The organism is Ponticaulis profundi, assembly GCF_042659465.1.
Lineage (GTDB): Bacteria > Pseudomonadota > Alphaproteobacteria > Caulobacterales > Hyphomonadaceae > Ponticaulis > Ponticaulis profundi.
This window is the reverse complement of sequence record NZ_JBHSSW010000008.1, coordinates 1-16,459: the sequence shown is the minus strand read 5'-3', so window position 1 is coordinate 16,459 and position 16,459 is coordinate 1. Positions and strand designations below refer to the sequence as shown.

The following is a 16,459-nucleotide window of genomic DNA, read 5'->3' as shown; positions in this document are numbered from 1 at the left end:
TTTGGAATACACAAAAGAATTACCGGGAGTCTGGCCCCGGTAGGTGAGGAGAGAGCCAGAGGCCTCGACAACTTTTGGCTCTCTCTCACCACTCTCCCTGAACGAAGGCGCCCGTGTCAGACAGAGCGCCAAGAAGAGGTGTCCAGACATGCCAGACATGCTGACAAAAGTCGATTCCCCTGATTTCCAAGTTATGAATTTTCACGGGGATGAAATCCTGACAACAAAGCACAATGGCGAGCCCTATGTGGCTATGCGCCGGATTGTTGAGAACCTGTCCATTGATTGGGCGTCACAGTTCGTGAAACTGAAGGATCAGCGGACCAAATTCATGTGTTGTGATATCACAACGCACGACACATCGGGCCGCCAGCAATCCATGCTCTGCATGCCGGTCTCAAAGCTTCCACTCTGGCTGGCGACGATCAACCCGAACAAGATCAAAGACGACCAGAAGCGCGAGAAGATCGAACAGTATCAGGAAGAGAGCGCGATCGCTCTGCACCAGTACTGGACTCAAGGCGTTGCTGTCCGTTCTGATATGGATGGGGTTGTTACCGATCTTGATCCAAGGGTTCTAAAGGTTCTGGGCGGCATCATGAAAGGGATCGTCCATAAAGAGATGGGTCACGTTTTACCGGCGATGGTTCAATCCTTTGTCGCCGAAAACTACCTCACAATTGCTCAGGGCATGAACTCGGCGGACATTCTGGATATGGCTGGCGTTCACAATCGCAAAGGCCTTCGCGGACTTGCGCAGAAGGTGTCCAATGCGGTTCGAAAATACTGCAATCAGGCGAACATTCCGCCACACATCACCAACACCGGCAGTGTGCGGGTCTACACATACCCGCCCGTTGCGGTGAAGAACTGGCTCGAAAACGGCGGACGAGACATGATCCGGCGCTGGGTCGAGGAGAAGCGGGGACAAGGCGTCCTTAAGCTCGTAACCAAGTAACCACCCAAAGTCGCCCCTAACCGGGCGGCTTTTTCAAGCAGCCTGAAGCGGTTCAATGTTGGAGACATCAATCTCTGTTCCGGCCTTTGCCAGATCATAGTTCATCTGGAGATTCATCCAGAACTCGATTGTTGTCCCAAAGGCACGAGAAAGGCGCTTGGCTGTATCAATCGTGAGAGCGGTTTCCTCTTTGATCAGCCGCTCAATCCGCGTCCGTGGAACACGAATATGCTTGGCCAGACGAATTGCGCTGATGCCCATAGGGTCCAGGAATTCGTGTTTTAGAATCTCGCCGGGATGGACCGGCACTTGTAGTTTGGTCATATCAGCTTTCTTTCGTCTCAATTCTACTCAGTGGTAATCGTCGATCTCCACATTTTCGGGGCCGTTCTTGCCCCATACAAAACAGACGCGCCATTGATCATTAATCCGAATGGAATGCTGACCGGCGCGATCACCCTTCAGCGCTTCCAGATGATTGCCGGGCGGTGAGCGCAGGTCGTTAAGCTCTTCAGCGGCTTCAACCATCGCGATCTTGCGAAGAGCGGTCCTGTAAATGTCATTCGGGAATCCCTTACCCGGTTTTCCTGCCAGAACCTGCTCAATCCACTTACCCTTGGTGCTCTGTATCATGAGCATATATGTATCATAACGTGATACATTGTCAACGAGTATTACTGCAAAAAGGCGCGTCGGGATGGCGCCCGATCCCCCAGAAGGACACTTGAATGACGATTGGTATTCCCGTCGAATTCAGCAAGCGAGCGCTCTACATTGGCGACGGTGGCGATCCGGAAGACTTTGTTCGACCCTGCGGCATTACAAGCGTTTCCACCCGGCTTTCGGTCCAGACACGGCGCGTGACAACGCCCAACTATGACTTTCCAAACAGCCGTCCGATGAAAACGGAGATCCGCGAAGTCGGGCGAGCCTACGCGCTTCAATTCTCTGGGCTGCTATTGGAACAAGACCTTGCGACTTGGACGAGCTGGTATCGCAATGGCGGCAGTCGGAACGTCCGGTGGTCTGAGATGATGGGCCATCATGTGACGGGTGCGAGCTTTGAACTCCCCGGCCTCCTGACAGATTTCGAAACAACGGGCGAGTTCAAGAACTACTGGCGTATCAGCGGCGGTATCGAGCTGTCCGGACTGCCGGTCTGGCAGACCTATGATGAACTCTATGGCGATCTGATCGCCCTCTATGGCGATGACCTCTCCGCCATTCTCCAGGCGCTTGAAAACGCCATAAACGGCTAAATCAGGATCATTCGATGAGTGTACGCGAACTCGCCCCTTACGAGGGCGTGATCAGTGCTGTGTGGACGCCGCGAAACGTTCAGACGGGCCATGACTCGACCTCTGGTGCTGTGACCGTTCTTGAGATCGGGACGCCATACTGGGAAATCGAGTATGAGATCGACTGTATCGATCGCGAGACCTTTGACAAATGGAAAATGTTCTTGCTGCGCCGACAGGGCCGCGCGATCACGTTCATAACCTGGCCGATCCTGCGACCACGTCCGCGTGATGAGAGCGTCACGTCAGACGCCGGAATTGATCTGGATAGCATCTCGGAAGCGAATTCCACGATCACCGTTTCCGGCCTTGCTGCAAGCCAGCCAATCGCGAAAGGAGACTTCTTCTCGTACCGGACCGCCGCAAACGGGTACTGGATCGGCACGGCCACGGAAGCGGCGACAGCTGACGGAAGCGGAGACGCAACCATCACGGTCTGGCCGCGACCGCGTGCAGCGCACGCAACGGTGCGGGAACTCACACGCATTCGGCCCGTCGGAGAATTTCGCCTAATCGGTGAGCCCCGTATGCCGGAAGAGGTCGGCAACTATTCCATCCGGTTCTCAGCCCGCCAGGTGATCGTATGACACAGCGTGCGGTCTGGTTTCTGGATATCACGCTGGACTCGGAGACCTTGCGGTGGTGCACGTCCACCGATGACCTGACGCTTGATAGCCATACTTATACCGGCCTTGGAGATCGCTTCAAAGCGCCGGAGGATATGAAGCGCACAGCAACGCTCAAGTCTGAGAAGTTGACGCTGGAATTCGACAGCTCCAACCAACTCGTAAATGCGGATCCAATCGGAACGCTACTCGATAGCAACTGGCGTCGTCGCCCAATCCGTTTGCGACTGGTGGTTTTCGAATGGGGCGAGACGCCGGACGATGGCGAGACCTACGAGGACGAGCGCGGGATTATATACAATCTCGTTGATACCATTCAGCAGGACGAGCCAAGCACGCTTGAGATGGAGATCGAAAGCGGTCTCCTGAAGTTTCTTGAGCGCCGCAAGTCGCTTCGCACATCAGCCAGCCAGAAAGCCGTCTATCCGGACGATGAGGGCTTCGACCTCGCTATCCAGCTCAAGAACACGGAAATTCCGTGGCGCACGAAGAACAAAAAAGAAGGCACGATCCAGAAGACGTGGCCCGATGATAAACCAGCGCCGCGTCATCTCTGCCTGGGCGAATTCAAAACGGCCGGCAGCTTTGTCGCTCACTTCACCAATGGCCAACAGCGTAAATACCTGCAGGAAGTGCGCGCCGTCGCCGATCACGAACTCACAGAGCTGAACAAGATTTGGGTGAATGGTGATCTGACGGTGGATGAGCCGCTGGTTCATGGTGTCCGAAAGCTCTTCCGGATCAAAGGCGACAAGGGCGAGAACCGTTTCTGGGTCACATACTATGACGGTCGACCAGACCAGACCGCAGATAGTTATCTGATCAGCGCGACCGCGGGCGACTCAGAGCAGCCAGAATGGACGAGCAATCACCGGCTTCGCGGTGTCGCTTATGTGATCCTTGAACACCTTTGGGATTCCGACGTCGCGCAGGATTTCACGTATGATTTTGGCGGCAAGGGCGCCAAGCTCTGGGACCGCTCGAAAGACACGACGGAAGGCGGGTCCGGTACACATCGCCTCGATGATCCCTCAACATGGGAATACACGACGAACAACCGGATTGCGATTGAGCACTACCGCTGCGGTATCGTCGTCAATGCCAGCTCCTCTCACATGTGGTTCGGTGTCGGCGAAGACGTCGATGCCATTCCATACGATGAGTTTGAGGAGGGTAAAGACCATTGCGATGAGAGCGTCACGCTTAAGGCTGGCGGCACTCAGAAGCGTTACGAGGTCAACGGCGTCCTGACGTCTGATCTATCGCATGACAAAGTGCTTGAACGCCTTGCTGAGAACATGTGCTCAGATGCGATTGAACGCGGTGGCCGCCTGGCAATCTGGACGCCGATCAGCCGCACGCCGGTCATGACGCTGACGGATAGCGATCTGGTTCGCGGTGAGCCGACAAAGATCAAACCGGGCGAAGGCCTCTCGGATATGGTCAACACTGTATCCGGAACATTCATAGACCCGGATAACGAGCTGGAACCAAACGATTATCCGGAAATGACGGTCGAAGCCTATGTTGTGGCTGACGCGGGTGAAATCGAAGAAACATACGATCAGGAGCTTGAAAACAGCGGCGAGCGAGCACAGCGAAAAGCCGCGCTTTGGATCGAGAAGAGCCGTCGTATCGTCGAGCTGGAGGAAGTATTCGAGATCAGCGCAAGGGCAATCCGCCCCGGCGATTGGTATTACCGCACAAGCGCGCTGCGAGGCTTCACCGAGAAGGTCTTTGAAGCCAAGGAGGTAAAGCGGTTACTCAATGGATCGGTCGGCATTACCGGGCTTGAGGTCTATCCTGATCAACTCGTCTGGGATGAGGAACGAGCGCAGGACATCGTCTATCCGACGGTGACGGCTTCACCACTTCCGCAGCTTACGGCACCAACGGTCAGCGTGACGGCGGTTGAGGTCTCATCCGGCGGTGCGTCATACCCCGGCTTTGAATTCGAGATCACGCTCCCTGCGGATCTGGACGATGTTCTGGCCGAATATAACGAGGTCGAGATGGGGGCCTCAGATGGCTCTGGCAGTGGTGGAATTGTCGGACGAGTTGAGAACTTCGTCTTCGATGCGACGGTTTCAGCGATTGAGTATTCACCGTTTCTACCAAGCCAGGAATATGCATTTCGGTTCAGGTCGCGCCTTGGAAAGCGGTTCAGCGACTGGACTAGCTTTGTCTACGAGACAAGCACAGCGAACTTCAATTCGACGAATGGCGACCAGACGGGATTTTCGCTGAGTTCATCCGGCACATCTACATGGTCCGGCAACGACACCGGCATTCAGACAACTGACGTCGGAGACCCGCTCGTTTTCACAGCTCTGGGTGCGACCGGAAAGGTCTCCTTTCAAATTACGCTTGTCAGTGAAGATGGCGGGCCAATTACGATCAACAACCCAACCGCAGCCGACGATAGCGATCCTAAAACGATCTCAACGACATTTTCCGCGAACATGACATCCGGTTCTGAAGCGCTGGCGCAAGCCATCTGCACAGCGGTCGACGCAAACGGCGAAGTTCGTCAGCTCGCGAGAGCGGTTCGCCTTTTCAACACCCTCTAATCACCAACAATACAGGAAGAATGCCATGGCTTTGAGGACCGTGAGTGATCCGCCTAGCGAGGCGGATATGGACCGCCTGGGCGAAAACCTCGACGCGACAGAGGCTGTCGTCGACTCGGAGGATGACACCATCCTCACGCCCGGCGGAAAGACACGATACACGCTTGCTGGCCTGTATAATGTCTGGCGGGCGCTCACGGCGGCGGTTTCTTTCACGACGGAAACCGCGATGGGCGATGATATTGCCAATCAGGAAGTTGGACAGTGGGCCTATACCGAAGACACAATGAAATTCTGGTTCAAGGCGGACGCAAGCAATTGGAAGGAGCTATCGTTTTCCTCGCTGGTGGATACCGACAACTACGTCGATGCTTCCATTACGCTGGAGAAGTTGGCCTCAGCGGCACAGGACGCGCTTAAGAGTAGGGCGAACCATACCGGAACTCAGGCTATTTCAACAGTCAGTGGATTGCAAGATGCTCTTAGCGGACTTGAATTCGCTGTGGATGCTTCGACTTTGGAAAGTCTTGAGCAGGCGGGTGCACCAAGAGCGGTCGTAAAGGATACATTGTATCGGGGTGGTCTGGCTTATCCGTTTTTCATTGGTGATCGCGAGGTGGGCGGCTTTGATACAGACGGCTTGCTCAAAGGCGCGCGAGCAAATGAAGTCTTCGTCGAAGATGATTACCTGTTTTCTGAACCCCGTGCGCTTTTGATCGGACCTGATGACGAGCTTCTGTTTGATCGAGATGATTATGGCCGGCTGGATTTTGTCCGCGCAGACGAAGAGAAAATTATCGAAGACGGTTTGCGCGAAAATGATGACCTTCTGAGGCCTTTGATCGGGCCGATGGGTCATGTCCTTTTTGGTATCGATCCCGTCTCTGGCAGAGTTCACGGCCAGCGCATCAAGCAAGATTTTCAGGATCAGCTTAACGCTGAAGGCGCTGAGCCTGGTTTCACGGCCTATAACGAATTCATGTCGCTGGAAAACCATGTGATGGTGGTAAGCCCAGAAGCATCCGGTCAGGTAACTCCGGCTGGTGCAAATTATTACGTTGACCGCCATTTAGCAACAAGCTGGATTGGGCGGTCTGACGTGACCGGATCAGTTGAGGTCGTCAAGGGCCTCTATAAGCCAGATAGTTACCCAACGCGATTTGCTGTGAGCAGCGACAATGTGCTGGAGATCAATCTTATCGTCGGTCAATCGAATGCGCGAGCCTCGAACGGATTACCCGCCCTAACGACCACGCCACCGCAGCCTCTTCGCGCATTTATGTTCGAGATGACTAATCCGTCGCGAGGGCCATCAGACACTGCGCTTGCGAGCGGCGATATTGACGACATACAGCCGTCTTATGAGGTCGATGCAGAGGGCCACGGGACGGCCTTTATGGCACATTACCTTGACGCGCTGGATGATGCAGACATCAGTTCTCCGCTGCAAATCCAAATGAACTCATCCAAAGGCGGTGAGAGCATTACGAGTATGATTGAGACGGCGGGCTCTGGTCAATCGAATGTGCTTTATGAAAATGTCGAATTCTATTTTTCAGAGATCGCCCGGATTTGCAAAATCAGAGGCTTGCAGCCAAGGCTATCAACAGTGCGTCCGATACATGGCGAGAGGGATGCACAGGATGTTATGACGCGCGAGCAATATCTTGATTACCATCTTCAATGGTACTGGATGATCAACAGGTTTGCTCGCAAATACTTTTATCAGGTTGATGACCCGTTATGGATTGTTCCGAACTTGTCTCTGATCGCGGATGATGGCACCGGCGAAGAGATCATTTTTGCGCAACAGGATTTTGTCGCGACCTCCGGTGTAAATGCAATCATGGACGGGCCAACGTATTGGGTGCCGTTTGACGATCAGCTTCACAGAAACAACGTCGGGCACAGGTTGCTTGCAGAGCAGGCCGCGCGTGCAGCGTACGAGCATTTGCACAACGGCGGATGGACTGATTTGCAGGTTGCGAGCGAAACGGCATCCGCATCTACAGCCGTAACAATCCCGCTGACTGGCCAAGGCGGCGGGACCGTCACATTCGATACAACAACCGTTTCAGCGCAGACAAACTATGGCGTCGCTCTGCGCAACGATGCGAACGGGGCAAGCATCACATCAGTGACTACGGATGGGACTGATCTAACCGTTAATTTCGATACTGCGCCGAGTTCTGGATCGCAAATCACATACGCTCTGACAGATCTATCTCCTGTCAATCCGGGTCCGGGCGCAAAAGGCAATATCAAGGCCACATCGACGGATACAGGCCACCTATCGGGATCAACGCTTGACCGATGGTGCCGGGCTTTCGTTGTCACGCTTCAGTAAGAAGGAAAAAACATCATGCAACACTTGCAAATCAGCAATCAGGATATTGCAAATCCATATCTTTTCCGCGCCAAGGGCAAAGAGCTATTGGCCCCGGTCCTTGCGAGCTCGAATCTTTGGGGGGGCGGTAATTTTGGTCCAAGCACGACCACTTCGCGTGCCGGGCGGATTAACGCCGCAAACATGGCTGGGGATGCTGATAGAGATTTCGGCGGAAATCAGTCGACTCCTGGAACATTTGACGCCTTCCCGACAATTTCGAGCGGGTTTACAGGGACTCGGATTTCGCAGGGGCTAACCTTTACGGCTGCTTCATCGCAGGTATTGCTCAACAAATCTCTGATCCCTTTGGACTCAAAATGCACCAGCGTTGTCCTTGCTTTTCGGCCACATCAGGTCTCAGGAATACAAGAACTGTTTTTCATTGGCGAAGACAATAACGACCATGCAAGTTTTCGGCTGCGACGCCAAAATACAGACTACACGCTGCGATCCGGAGTGAACGGCGACATCGGTGGTGTCGATATCGCTGTGAATGCAGCCGTGGCCTATAATACATGGACGTGGATGGTAGCGGTCCTCTATCAGGATGACACGGCTGGCTTTTTGAAATTCGGCATCGGCGGCGCTGCGTGGCAGACCGCTGAACAGCTCGACACGACAAGTTATGGGATTGGCCGATTTGTGCTCGGTGCAAGAGATGATGCGCAGAACGCCTTTGATGGTGACATGGCGTTCTGGGGTGTCTGGCAGGGCGACACGCCAGCCGAGGGCGATATCACACACGCATCTAATGTTGCGACGTACGACGCCGTGCATGACTATCTCTCTGAGTTTTTGCAGCTTTAGTTTCGTCAGAAGGCGATATCATGACGATGAACATTTTCGACCGCCTGATCGACCCGCTTCTGGAGCGCGAGGGCGGATATGTGGATCACCCGGCAGATCCGGGCGGGGCTACGAATTACGGCATCACAGAACGGGTCGCCCGTCGCCATGGCTATCGCGGACACATGCGTGATCTGCCGCGCGCCGTCGCAAAGCATATTTACGCTGTCGACTACTGGGATGGTCCGGGGTTTGCGGCGGTAGCTGAACACTCGGAGGCTATCGCGGAAGAGCTGTTCGACACCGGCGTCAACATGGGTGTCGGTGTTGCCTCGGCCTTCCTTCAGCGCGCTCTGAATGGCTTCAATCAACAGAAGCGACTTTATGCTGACATTCGAGAGGATGGAAACATCGGGCCTCGCACCATTGAGACTTTGAAGCTCTATCTCAGTAAGCGCGACCACAGGGCCGAAAAGGTGATGCTGGCGGCGCTGAATGGTTTTCAGGTCGAGCGTTATTTCGTGATCGCTGAGGGCCGCAGCTCATCAGAGGATTTCCTTTATGGATGGATTGCGGGGAGGGTGGCCGCATGATCTGGCAACACTGGAAGTTCTTTGCGGGCGCCGGCGCAATGTTGGCGCTCTTTTTTTGTGTCTGGCTCTACGGGGAGGGTCGATCCAATGAGGCCCGTGAAAAAGCGGAAACCGCTTGCGAGGCTGACAGCCTTACACGAGACGCAGCGGCGGCGCAGGCGAGAGATAAACAGATCGCTGATATCCGGGCCGAAGAAGAGCGCAAGCGGAAAGAGCTCGACGCCCAACTAAAGGCCCGAAACGAGATCATCACCGAACAGGACAGAGCGATTGCGAAAGCAAACGCCAGAGCAAGAAAGGCAGCGAGAGATGCGCAAAACAAAGCCCTACAGGATCGCGCTGACAGCGGTGCTTCCTGCCCTCTTACTGGCAGCGTGCGCGACGGATACATCAATGACGTGTCCGCCTACAACGCCGATAACGGTCACTGACTACATTGAGGTCAAGCCGGAACAGGTGGACGAAGCGCAGCTCCAAAAACCGGAGCCGCCTGTCCTTATCGAAGGCGATGACGGAAACGATGCAGGCACGAACACGCGCAACCTCATCTCGCATGACCGGGAAGATGACGCGTTCATAGATGGTCTGGTTAAGATCATCCGTTGTCGGGTCAATCTGGAGTGTGGAGCCGCGAAAGAATGATGCAGTATCACAAATTTCTGGAAGCCTCTGCGAGTGCCGGATTGACGCTGACGACAGCGGCAACAGGCACGCTCGGGGCGCTGGCAATCAACCTGCCTTTCTTCACCCCCGGCGAATATGCGGCGGCGGTGGCTGGTGCGGGCCTGGCCGAGCTGGGGCGGCTGTTCATAGCAGAGCAGGCCGAAGAACCGACAGATCTGCCTCACATCTGGTCGCGTGCTGTGAGAGGCTTTATCTACTGGTTCGTGGGTTCTGTCGTCGGCCTATTCCTTGGCCGCTCGTTTGCGCTTCTGCCAATCCTGGACCAGCTGGGCGGAGCGTTCATTGCGGGCATTCTGGGCGTCGGGCTGCTGCTCTTTTTTATCTCACCGGGCACACCAAAGCGAATATTCGATGCAATCATGGACAGGCTGAAACAATGACATTCATCATGCAAAATCTCTTGATTCTCGTGATGGTGGGCCAGCTCGTCACGGTCTATTTCATCTTCAATTTCATCAGTTCTCAGAAGTGGCTGGCGCCTATCCCGCCTGACTGGTTGTTCCCCGCCTGGCTTCCGGCTCGCGACAACTGGAAGAATGGCTTTCGCTGGTTCTGCCGGTTCGTTGCGGCATTGAGTGCGATCGCGCTACTGGCGGGGGCTGCCGCATCTTTGGCGGGCTTATTAGTTCAGAACTATGCGGGCATGCCCTACCGGGGAGAACGGCTGAATGACTTCGGTGTGTTCCTGAGATCAACGGGCGGGTTTGTTGTTCTCTTCTTTCTGCTTGGCGCAATGGAGCGGGTGACGCTTAAGCACATTGAGCTGAAGAAGGAGCGCGACCGCGAGAATTAACGCCTCTGCCGCTCCTGCGACTCCCTCACCATCTGAACAATAATCTTTGACAGCTCGTGAGCGGCGTTATTGGCCTGAACCTGATCGTCATACTTCAAGCGGTCAGCAAGGCGCTCGAGGGAGGGGCGCGCTTTCAGTGAGAGCAGGGCGACACGAACGGTTTCTTCAGTTGTCATTGCTTGGCCTGGCTGCCTTGATCGAAGTCTTAGCTGTGTATTTCGTCCACTCGTAAAAGTGAAACTCGCAATAATGAACGTCACCGCCGATATGATGGGAATGGCTTTTGCACATCATCCGGTCGCAGGTCTTATCGTCTCCGACAGGATAGTCGCACAGATATTTGGATTCTCGCGAGCAATCGGCGCACTGATCAGTTTCAAAGTCCCCATGAATGAAGATCGGTCCGCCCCAAGATTCGACTTGCTTTGACAGTTCATCGAATTGCTCTTGAGTGGTTTCTTTTTGAAACTGAAGATGTATTGGCAGCTTCAGTGTCAGCCAGCGTTCATATGATCCAGTGAATCCCCATTTACGCTCTGCTTCAAAGTCTTCACGCGTCGGCTTTTCTGGAAAGATAACGGTTAGCGCCATATCATCACCCTACCATTTCTTGTTTTGTTCCGCTATAGTGGATTGGTCGCGGCGGCGCTGAAAGCAGAAGCGCCCAAGCGCCTGATTCCGGAGTTACCACCCTCGTTGCGCTTGGGGGAAATGGTGGCCGGGGTAGCTTGGTAATATCGGTGGACCGACGCAATAGCCGGAGTAGCGTCCGGCCCGCGACATATCCCCTCCCGGACCGAAGGGCTAAGTGCCACTTGGCCTATTGATGTAGGTCCGGGTCGGGAATGCATGCCTCACACATTAGCTGCCGCCCAGCATCATCATGAATTGATGCACATGTAGAGCCGCCATAGTGGCAATCGGTGCAGACCATGCCCGTTCCGCAGCATACCGGGCACTTGTGCTGAGGGTACTTGCTTTTGTCCAAGAGGGCCTGCACCTCGGCTGTGAACTCCTGCGGGGTCACGTCACCTCTCCTTCACGAACAATATCTCGCGCAAGAATAGTCTGTCCATCTATGCGGTCTACGCGTATAGGCCCAACAGAGAAAAGCCTTTCGTTGTCCAGATAGTAGTGCTCCCATTTGCCGGAAGCGTGCTTTACCACACGCAGGCGACCAGACAGCGCAAGGGCTTTAATCTCCTCATCTGGAAGCCCAGTTGAGCTGCGCAAGGCCTCATCGAACTGATGGGCGTGAGCGTTGATTGCCTGCTCGTAGTCCACGTATTCGCTCACTTCACCTCTCCTTCTTCAATCATGGCGCGGTAGGCAACGAGGGAGTCCCATGCGGCCGCTTTCGGGTCTTGCGTCTGTGCTCCGCCTGACAGCGCCTCTATTGCCGCGTGATGCATTTCCGGCGTTGGCTTCTTTGGCACGATTATATGCCTTTCACGTATGGCGGCGAGGGCGGCTTGCATGGCATCGATAAGGTCTGCTCTCCCGTTGATCGGCCATGTTGTGACGGCATCCACCATCTTCTCTACAAGGTCAGTCATTGTTGGGGCTCCGGCGCGGTCGACTTACTTACGCTGATCTTGAGCGTCTTTATGTCGTAGCCTCGTGATCTAAGCACATCGATCAGTGATGGCTCATCGTGACCGTACCGACCCTGTAGAGCTTCCGCTAAAACCATAGCGTCGGTTTTGGAGACACCATCTCCCCAGCAATAATGAATGTCCGCACCATGCTCTGACGATTTCCCCCATTGCGCCTTGAGCTGGCCGGGACGTGCTCTTGGGATTCCGCTCATCCCTTACCTACCAGTGCAGCTTCTTTGGCTGCTGGTTGAGGCTCGCCCTCTTTATTAACCCAGCCAAAGAGAAATAGCCTCAGTCGGAGTTGTCGAAATAGTTTCTGCTCATCAGGCGTTTCGCGCTGGATAAATCTCTTTTCGACCCATAGATCGTGGTCTGATAGTGCTCTTTTTTCCCACCAAGTAAGTGGCTTGAGCATATGTCCAAGGGGATTGATTGGTTTGAACGGTGTGCCGAACTGACCGCAAACGCGGCAATGAGCGCCGCCATTTAAATACGATCCGCGCCGCCACTGATGGTTGTTGCCACATGCAAGCATGCGCTCATACTTTATAAACGCGTCCAGCTCAGCATCAGAGACAGTTTTTCCTTCTCCGCGAATGAAGAAACCTTTTGGAAAAGCCTCAAAGAACGCGGTGACGTAGCTGCCGTGTGGCGAAAAAACAGAGCCACAATCCCCCCACTGAACAGTTACATCTTCACCCCACTCGCACCGTGGGCGATAAGGATCACGCTCGACAAGGTGGTGTCCTGCGATCTTCATAGCGCACCCCCTTGTGAGAGGGTGGCTTCTTTGGCTGCTGCGGAATACTCGATACAGGCTTCGGTGAACCTGTCGTGATCGGTGATCCGATATTGCGGGTCGCTGTAATATTGAGCGACGAAACCGCGCTCTCGCTCCACGCCCATGTCTCGCTCAGCGGCCCATGCTTTCACCTTTTGAAGCCATGCGCTGAACTCATACGTTTTGCCGTCTGGATGAACGGATTTGAACGCAACGTATCTCGGGTTCATGTCGCTCATAGCGCACCCCCTTGTGAGAGGGGGGAGAAGGCGGATTTCTTATTCATGATGACCTCCTTGTAAAATAAGGCTTGCCAATTTCTTCTCCGCCCCAGGATTTTCCCCGACGGATTTTCGATATGGTGGAGTGGTGTACGCCGTAGCGTTCTGCGATTGCCGTGTTGGTCATACCCTTGCGAATAAGGGCAACTACCGCGTCATGCTGTGTCACAGTGAGAACGGCGCGCGGATTGTCCTGCCCCTTGAGGACCGGCCCCGACTTGTGGCGGCCCTTGCGCATTTTATCTGCGCAATTGTCCGCGTCGGTCCCCAGAAATAGATGCTCTGGATTGATGCAGGCCGGAGTATCGCAATGATGACAGACTAGGAGATCTTTCGGATTGACAAGGTGATTGATCGCATACGACGCTCGGTGAGCGGCGATCACGACTTGACGAAATTTGATCCTGCCATAGCCGCTTCCATCATGGCTGCCCGTCCATATCCAGCACCCATTGTCATATATTTCATGTCGCGCTTGCATTTGAAGGATAAGTTTGTCGCGAAGCCCTGCATCGTTCACGATGCGTTCCAGCATTCGCCATGCTGCGGGCATCATGCATCCGGCCCGGAACAGGCCGTGAACGCGAACGCTCCCGGAACAAAGTTTATCAGACAGTCATCAGACAGTTGACAAGCTGATACTCTAAAAGCTAATGGTCGCCGCTCTGAGCGGGTATAGTTCAATGGTAGAACGGCAGCCTTCCAAGCTGCATATGTCGGTTCGATCCCGTCTACCCGCTCCAATTTCTTCCACTTTATTTTTGAATGGCTCAAGTGATCAAGCTGCTCGTTGCAGTAGGGAGCGACGTTCGGAATTAGTTTCAGTGGGAGCTAACAGCAAATCAGACATGTCTGCTGTTCCGGGCACCAACCATTCAACTCAGGCGGAAAATTAAGCAATCTTTGAACTCTGAAAATGTCAATTTTTAATTGGGGTTGCAGCGATCTCTGGAACTGTTTAGGCCATTCCTACGAGGTGAATTGATGCACTCGGACGTGCTTTAAGGGGACAGATTAAGATGGCTTCAGTGAAAACGGCGATTCTCCCAGTTGCGGGGTTTGGAACACGCGTGCTTCCAGCAACAAAGTCCATTCCAAAAGAAATGTTGCCGATTATTGACCGACCGGCCATTCAGTACGTTGTGGATGAAGCGCTGCAGGCTGGCATTGAGCACATCGTCTTTGTCACGGGACGCAATAAAGGCGCAATCGAAGACTATTTCGACATTAATTATGAGCTGGAAGAAGCCCTAGAAAAGAAGGGTAAGCTGGATATCAAGGCTAGACTTGAGACGATGCGTATTCCTGCGGGTATGTCCACGTTTACCCGGCAACAGTCGGCTCTTGGGCTCGGTCATGCCGTATGGTGTGGGCGTGATGTTGTTGGGCGTGAACCATTCGCTGTGTTGCTTCCCGACGTTATCATCAAGTCTGAAAAATCTTGTACAGCCCAGATGATCGAAGCCTATGATAAAGTTGGCGGCAACATAATCGCCGTGGACCAGGTCCCCGAAGAGCAGGTGCACAAATATGGTGTTATTTCGCCTGTGAAACGCGATGGTCGGCTTATCGAAATGAATGGCATGGTTGAGAAGCCGGCAAAAGAAGAGGCGCCGTCCAATCTCAAAATTACAGGGCGCTACATTCTACAGCCTGAAATCTTCGATCTACTGGAAGACCAGGGGCCGGGCGCTGGCAATGAAATTCAACTGACAGACGCAATGGAGCGGCTGATGAAGCAGCAGCAGTTCTTCGCGTTTGAATATGAAGGCCAAGACTATGACTGCGGCTCAATCGCAGGTTATTTTGAAACTGTCTTTGCTCACGCTGCAGACCATCCGGAAACCGCAGCCATGGTGAAGGCGCTTGCGAAGAAATATGCCTGAACGAGACGTACTTTCGCTCGAATTTCTGTGAACACAGTTTAATTAGACTTTTCGCCCTCCGGATATTATCGATAAACGGTAAAATTCTGGAGGACACAATGAAATACCATACACCTGTTCGCGCAGCAGTCAGCGCATTAGCCCTCTCTGCAGGCGTGGCCCTTGCCGCAGTTGCAATTCCAGCAAACGCTCAGCAGCTTTCAGGGGGCGAGGCCGCACCGATGTCCGTCGCCGATGTGATGGTTGACGACTTTATCGGGACGATCCGTATTCGCGAAGGTCGAGAGCTTTCCTATTCCGTGGATATGGGACGTGACCTCGTGTCGGCACCGAAAGCCACGAAAACAGGTAAGAAGCTCATCATTAGTGGTGGGCAGGAGGATGGCCCTCGTCGTTGCAAGATCAATGACGACCAGTTTGAAATGAAGATGCCAGGTGGAAAAATGTCGCCGCTCTCCGACTTTCCTGTTCTGACCATCACAGCTCCAAAGAATAGTGCCGTAAGCGTTGGTCTTCGAAGTGGCAAGTTGGAGATGGAAGATGCGGCCAGCCTCTCACTGAACTTCATGGGATGCGGTGATGCTGCTTTTGCAAACGTAGCAGGTATGCTGGATGTTGCGATACTTGGGGCCGGCGACGTTGTCGGCGAATCAGCAGGCAGTGCATCCATCAATATTCTTGGGTCCGGTGATTTCGAAATTGAAGACGTGACGTCCAGTATGGACATATCCATTTCCGGGTCTGGAGACGTCGAAGTCGGCACTGTAGCTGGCCCACTCTCGGTTAACGTACGCGGATCCGGCGACACGGAAATTGAACGCGCGGATACCGAGATTTCAATCGATCTGAAGGGATCTGGAGACGTTTCCATCGACAGCGGAAACGTTCAGAATTTCAATGCAAACGTCCTTGGATCGGGTGATGTTGAATTTAATGGTGATGCGAATGATGTTTCGGTCTTGCTTAAAGGGTCCGGAGACGTGTATGTGGCCCGCTTAACAGGTAACAGAGTCGTAGAGCGTCATGGGTCGGGCGATGTCCGCATCGGGTCATGGAGTTCGGACGACAAGGAATAATTCTTAAGGATTGCGGACATGTCCAAGGCAAAGTTTGAGCGCAACAAGCCTCACGTCAACATCGGTACGATTGGTCACGTAGACCACGGTAAGACCACGCTGACTGCGGCGATCACGATGGTTCTTGCAGAAGTGACGGG

At 53.9% G+C, this 16,459-nt stretch carries 23 protein-coding genes and 1 tRNA gene; 15 read left to right on the top strand and 9 right to left on the bottom strand.

What is annotated here, in order from left to right; all coding sequences use genetic code 11:
* Positions 1–193: 193 nt before the first annotated feature.
* The gene (locus ACFQDM_RS06930) at positions 194–958 is read left to right on the top strand and encodes a phage antirepressor N-terminal domain-containing protein (RefSeq protein ID WP_377377228.1); all 765 of its coding nucleotides are present in this window, start codon (positions 194–196) and stop codon (positions 956–958) included.
* A 33-nt stretch (positions 959–991) separates the two neighbouring features.
* Here ACFQDM_RS06930 and ACFQDM_RS06925 read toward each other — a convergent pair whose 3' ends face one another.
* Positions 992–1,282 carry a HigA family addiction module antitoxin gene (locus ACFQDM_RS06925; RefSeq protein WP_377377226.1) on the bottom strand — a complete coding sequence of 97 codons (291 nt, stop codon included), beginning with the start codon at positions 1,280–1,282 and terminating at the stop codon, positions 992–994.
* A gap of 27 nt (positions 1,283–1,309) precedes the next feature.
* Positions 1,310–1,591, bottom strand: coding sequence for a type II toxin-antitoxin system RelE/ParE family toxin (locus ACFQDM_RS06920; protein WP_377377504.1), 282 nt, complete (start codon positions 1,589–1,591; stop codon positions 1,310–1,312).
* A gap of 95 nt (positions 1,592–1,686) precedes the next feature.
* On the opposite strand from ACFQDM_RS06920, the gene ACFQDM_RS06915 reads away from it, so the two are divergent.
* The 10 genes from ACFQDM_RS06915 (at position 1,687) to ACFQDM_RS06870 (ending at position 10,697) form a co-directional block, all read left to right on the top strand.
* Positions 1,687–2,217 carry a hypothetical protein gene (locus ACFQDM_RS06915; RefSeq protein WP_377377224.1) on the top strand — a complete coding sequence of 177 codons (531 nt, stop codon included), beginning with the start codon at positions 1,687–1,689 and terminating at the stop codon, positions 2,215–2,217.
* A gap of 14 nt (positions 2,218–2,231) precedes the next feature.
* Entirely contained in the window at positions 2,232–2,843 is a 612-nt protein-coding gene (locus ACFQDM_RS06910) for a hypothetical protein (protein WP_377377222.1), read from the top strand.
* A complete protein-coding gene (locus ACFQDM_RS06905; RefSeq protein ID WP_377377220.1) occupies positions 2,840–5,452 on the top strand; it encodes a phage tail protein in 2,613 nt (870 codons plus the stop codon). Before ACFQDM_RS06910 ends, ACFQDM_RS06905 begins: the two co-directional genes overlap by 4 nt.
* A 40-nt stretch (positions 5,453–5,492) precedes the next feature.
* Positions 5,493–7,799 (top strand): hypothetical protein, encoded by a 2,307-nt coding sequence (locus ACFQDM_RS06900; protein WP_377377218.1) that lies wholly within the window; start codon positions 5,493–5,495, stop codon positions 7,797–7,799.
* Positions 7,800–8,297: 498 nt separating this feature from the next.
* Entirely contained in the window at positions 8,298–8,648 is a 351-nt protein-coding gene (locus tag ACFQDM_RS06895) for a hypothetical protein (protein ID WP_377377216.1), read from the top strand.
* 26 nt (positions 8,649–8,674) lie between these two features.
* Positions 8,675–9,220, top strand: coding sequence for a glycoside hydrolase family 108 protein (locus ACFQDM_RS06890; RefSeq protein ID WP_377377501.1), 546 nt, complete (start codon positions 8,675–8,677; stop codon positions 9,218–9,220).
* The gene (locus ACFQDM_RS06885) at positions 9,217–9,651 is read left to right on the top strand and encodes a hypothetical protein (protein ID WP_377377214.1); all 435 of its coding nucleotides are present in this window, start codon (positions 9,217–9,219) and stop codon (positions 9,649–9,651) included. The genes ACFQDM_RS06890 and ACFQDM_RS06885 overlap by 4 nt, the downstream gene beginning before the upstream one ends.
* A complete protein-coding gene (locus tag ACFQDM_RS06880) occupies positions 9,614–9,862 on the top strand; it encodes a hypothetical protein (protein WP_377377211.1) in 249 nt (82 codons plus the stop codon). Before ACFQDM_RS06885 ends, ACFQDM_RS06880 begins: the two co-directional genes overlap by 38 nt.
* Complete coding sequence (locus tag ACFQDM_RS06875) at positions 9,859–10,284, top strand: hypothetical protein (protein ID WP_377377208.1); 426 nt, start codon at positions 9,859–9,861, stop codon at positions 10,282–10,284. The genes ACFQDM_RS06880 and ACFQDM_RS06875 overlap by 4 nt, the downstream gene beginning before the upstream one ends.
* Positions 10,281–10,697: a hypothetical protein gene (locus ACFQDM_RS06870; protein ID WP_377377205.1), complete on the top strand. Its 417-nt coding sequence runs from the start codon at positions 10,281–10,283 to the stop codon at positions 10,695–10,697. The genes ACFQDM_RS06875 and ACFQDM_RS06870 overlap by 4 nt, the downstream gene beginning before the upstream one ends.
* Here ACFQDM_RS06870 and ACFQDM_RS06865 read toward each other — a convergent pair.
* From ACFQDM_RS06865 to ACFQDM_RS06835, 7 genes are all read right to left on the bottom strand, one after another.
* A complete protein-coding gene (locus tag ACFQDM_RS06865) occupies positions 10,694–10,873 on the bottom strand; it encodes a hypothetical protein (protein ID WP_377377202.1) in 180 nt (59 codons plus the stop codon). The genes ACFQDM_RS06870 and ACFQDM_RS06865 overlap by 4 nt on opposite strands.
* A complete protein-coding gene (locus ACFQDM_RS06860) occupies positions 10,863–11,288 on the bottom strand; it encodes a hypothetical protein (protein ID WP_377377200.1) in 426 nt (141 codons plus the stop codon). Before ACFQDM_RS06860 ends, ACFQDM_RS06865 begins: the two co-directional genes overlap by 11 nt.
* 432 nt (positions 11,289–11,720) lie before the next feature.
* Complete coding sequence (locus ACFQDM_RS06855; protein ID WP_377377198.1) at positions 11,721–11,993, bottom strand: hypothetical protein; 273 nt, start codon at positions 11,991–11,993, stop codon at positions 11,721–11,723.
* Complete coding sequence (locus tag ACFQDM_RS06850; protein WP_377377195.1) at positions 11,990–12,253, bottom strand: hypothetical protein; 264 nt, start codon at positions 12,251–12,253, stop codon at positions 11,990–11,992. The genes ACFQDM_RS06855 and ACFQDM_RS06850 overlap by 4 nt, the downstream gene beginning before the upstream one ends.
* Before the next feature lie 250 nt (positions 12,254–12,503).
* Positions 12,504–13,055 (bottom strand): hypothetical protein, encoded by a 552-nt coding sequence (locus ACFQDM_RS06845; RefSeq protein ID WP_377377194.1) that lies wholly within the window; start codon positions 13,053–13,055, stop codon positions 12,504–12,506.
* The gene (locus ACFQDM_RS06840) at positions 13,052–13,315 is read right to left on the bottom strand and encodes a hypothetical protein (protein ID WP_377377192.1); all 264 of its coding nucleotides are present in this window, start codon (positions 13,313–13,315) and stop codon (positions 13,052–13,054) included. Before ACFQDM_RS06840 ends, ACFQDM_RS06845 begins: the two co-directional genes overlap by 4 nt.
* Before the next feature lie 43 nt (positions 13,316–13,358).
* The gene (locus ACFQDM_RS06835; RefSeq protein ID WP_377377189.1) at positions 13,359–13,892 is read right to left on the bottom strand and encodes a helix-turn-helix domain-containing protein; all 534 of its coding nucleotides are present in this window, start codon (positions 13,890–13,892) and stop codon (positions 13,359–13,361) included.
* Between the two features lie 134 nt (positions 13,893–14,026).
* Between ACFQDM_RS06835 and ACFQDM_RS06830 the strand changes: the two genes are divergently transcribed.
* From ACFQDM_RS06830 to ACFQDM_RS06815, 4 genes are all read left to right on the top strand, one after another.
* Positions 14,027–14,100: transfer RNA gene (locus tag ACFQDM_RS06830), tRNA-Gly, on the top strand.
* Positions 14,101–14,376: 276 nt separating this feature from the next.
* Positions 14,377–15,243, top strand: coding sequence for a UTP--glucose-1-phosphate uridylyltransferase GalU (gene galU, locus ACFQDM_RS06825; protein WP_377377187.1), 867 nt, complete (start codon positions 14,377–14,379; stop codon positions 15,241–15,243).
* A 98-nt stretch (positions 15,244–15,341) separates the two neighbouring features.
* Positions 15,342–16,319 carry a GIN domain-containing protein gene (locus tag ACFQDM_RS06820; RefSeq protein ID WP_377377185.1) on the top strand — a complete coding sequence of 326 codons (978 nt, stop codon included), beginning with the start codon at positions 15,342–15,344 and terminating at the stop codon, positions 16,317–16,319.
* A gap of 18 nt (positions 16,320–16,337) precedes the next feature.
* A partial coding sequence (locus ACFQDM_RS06815) for a GTP-binding protein (protein WP_377377500.1) occupies positions 16,338–16,459 on the top strand: 122 nt, incomplete at its 3' end.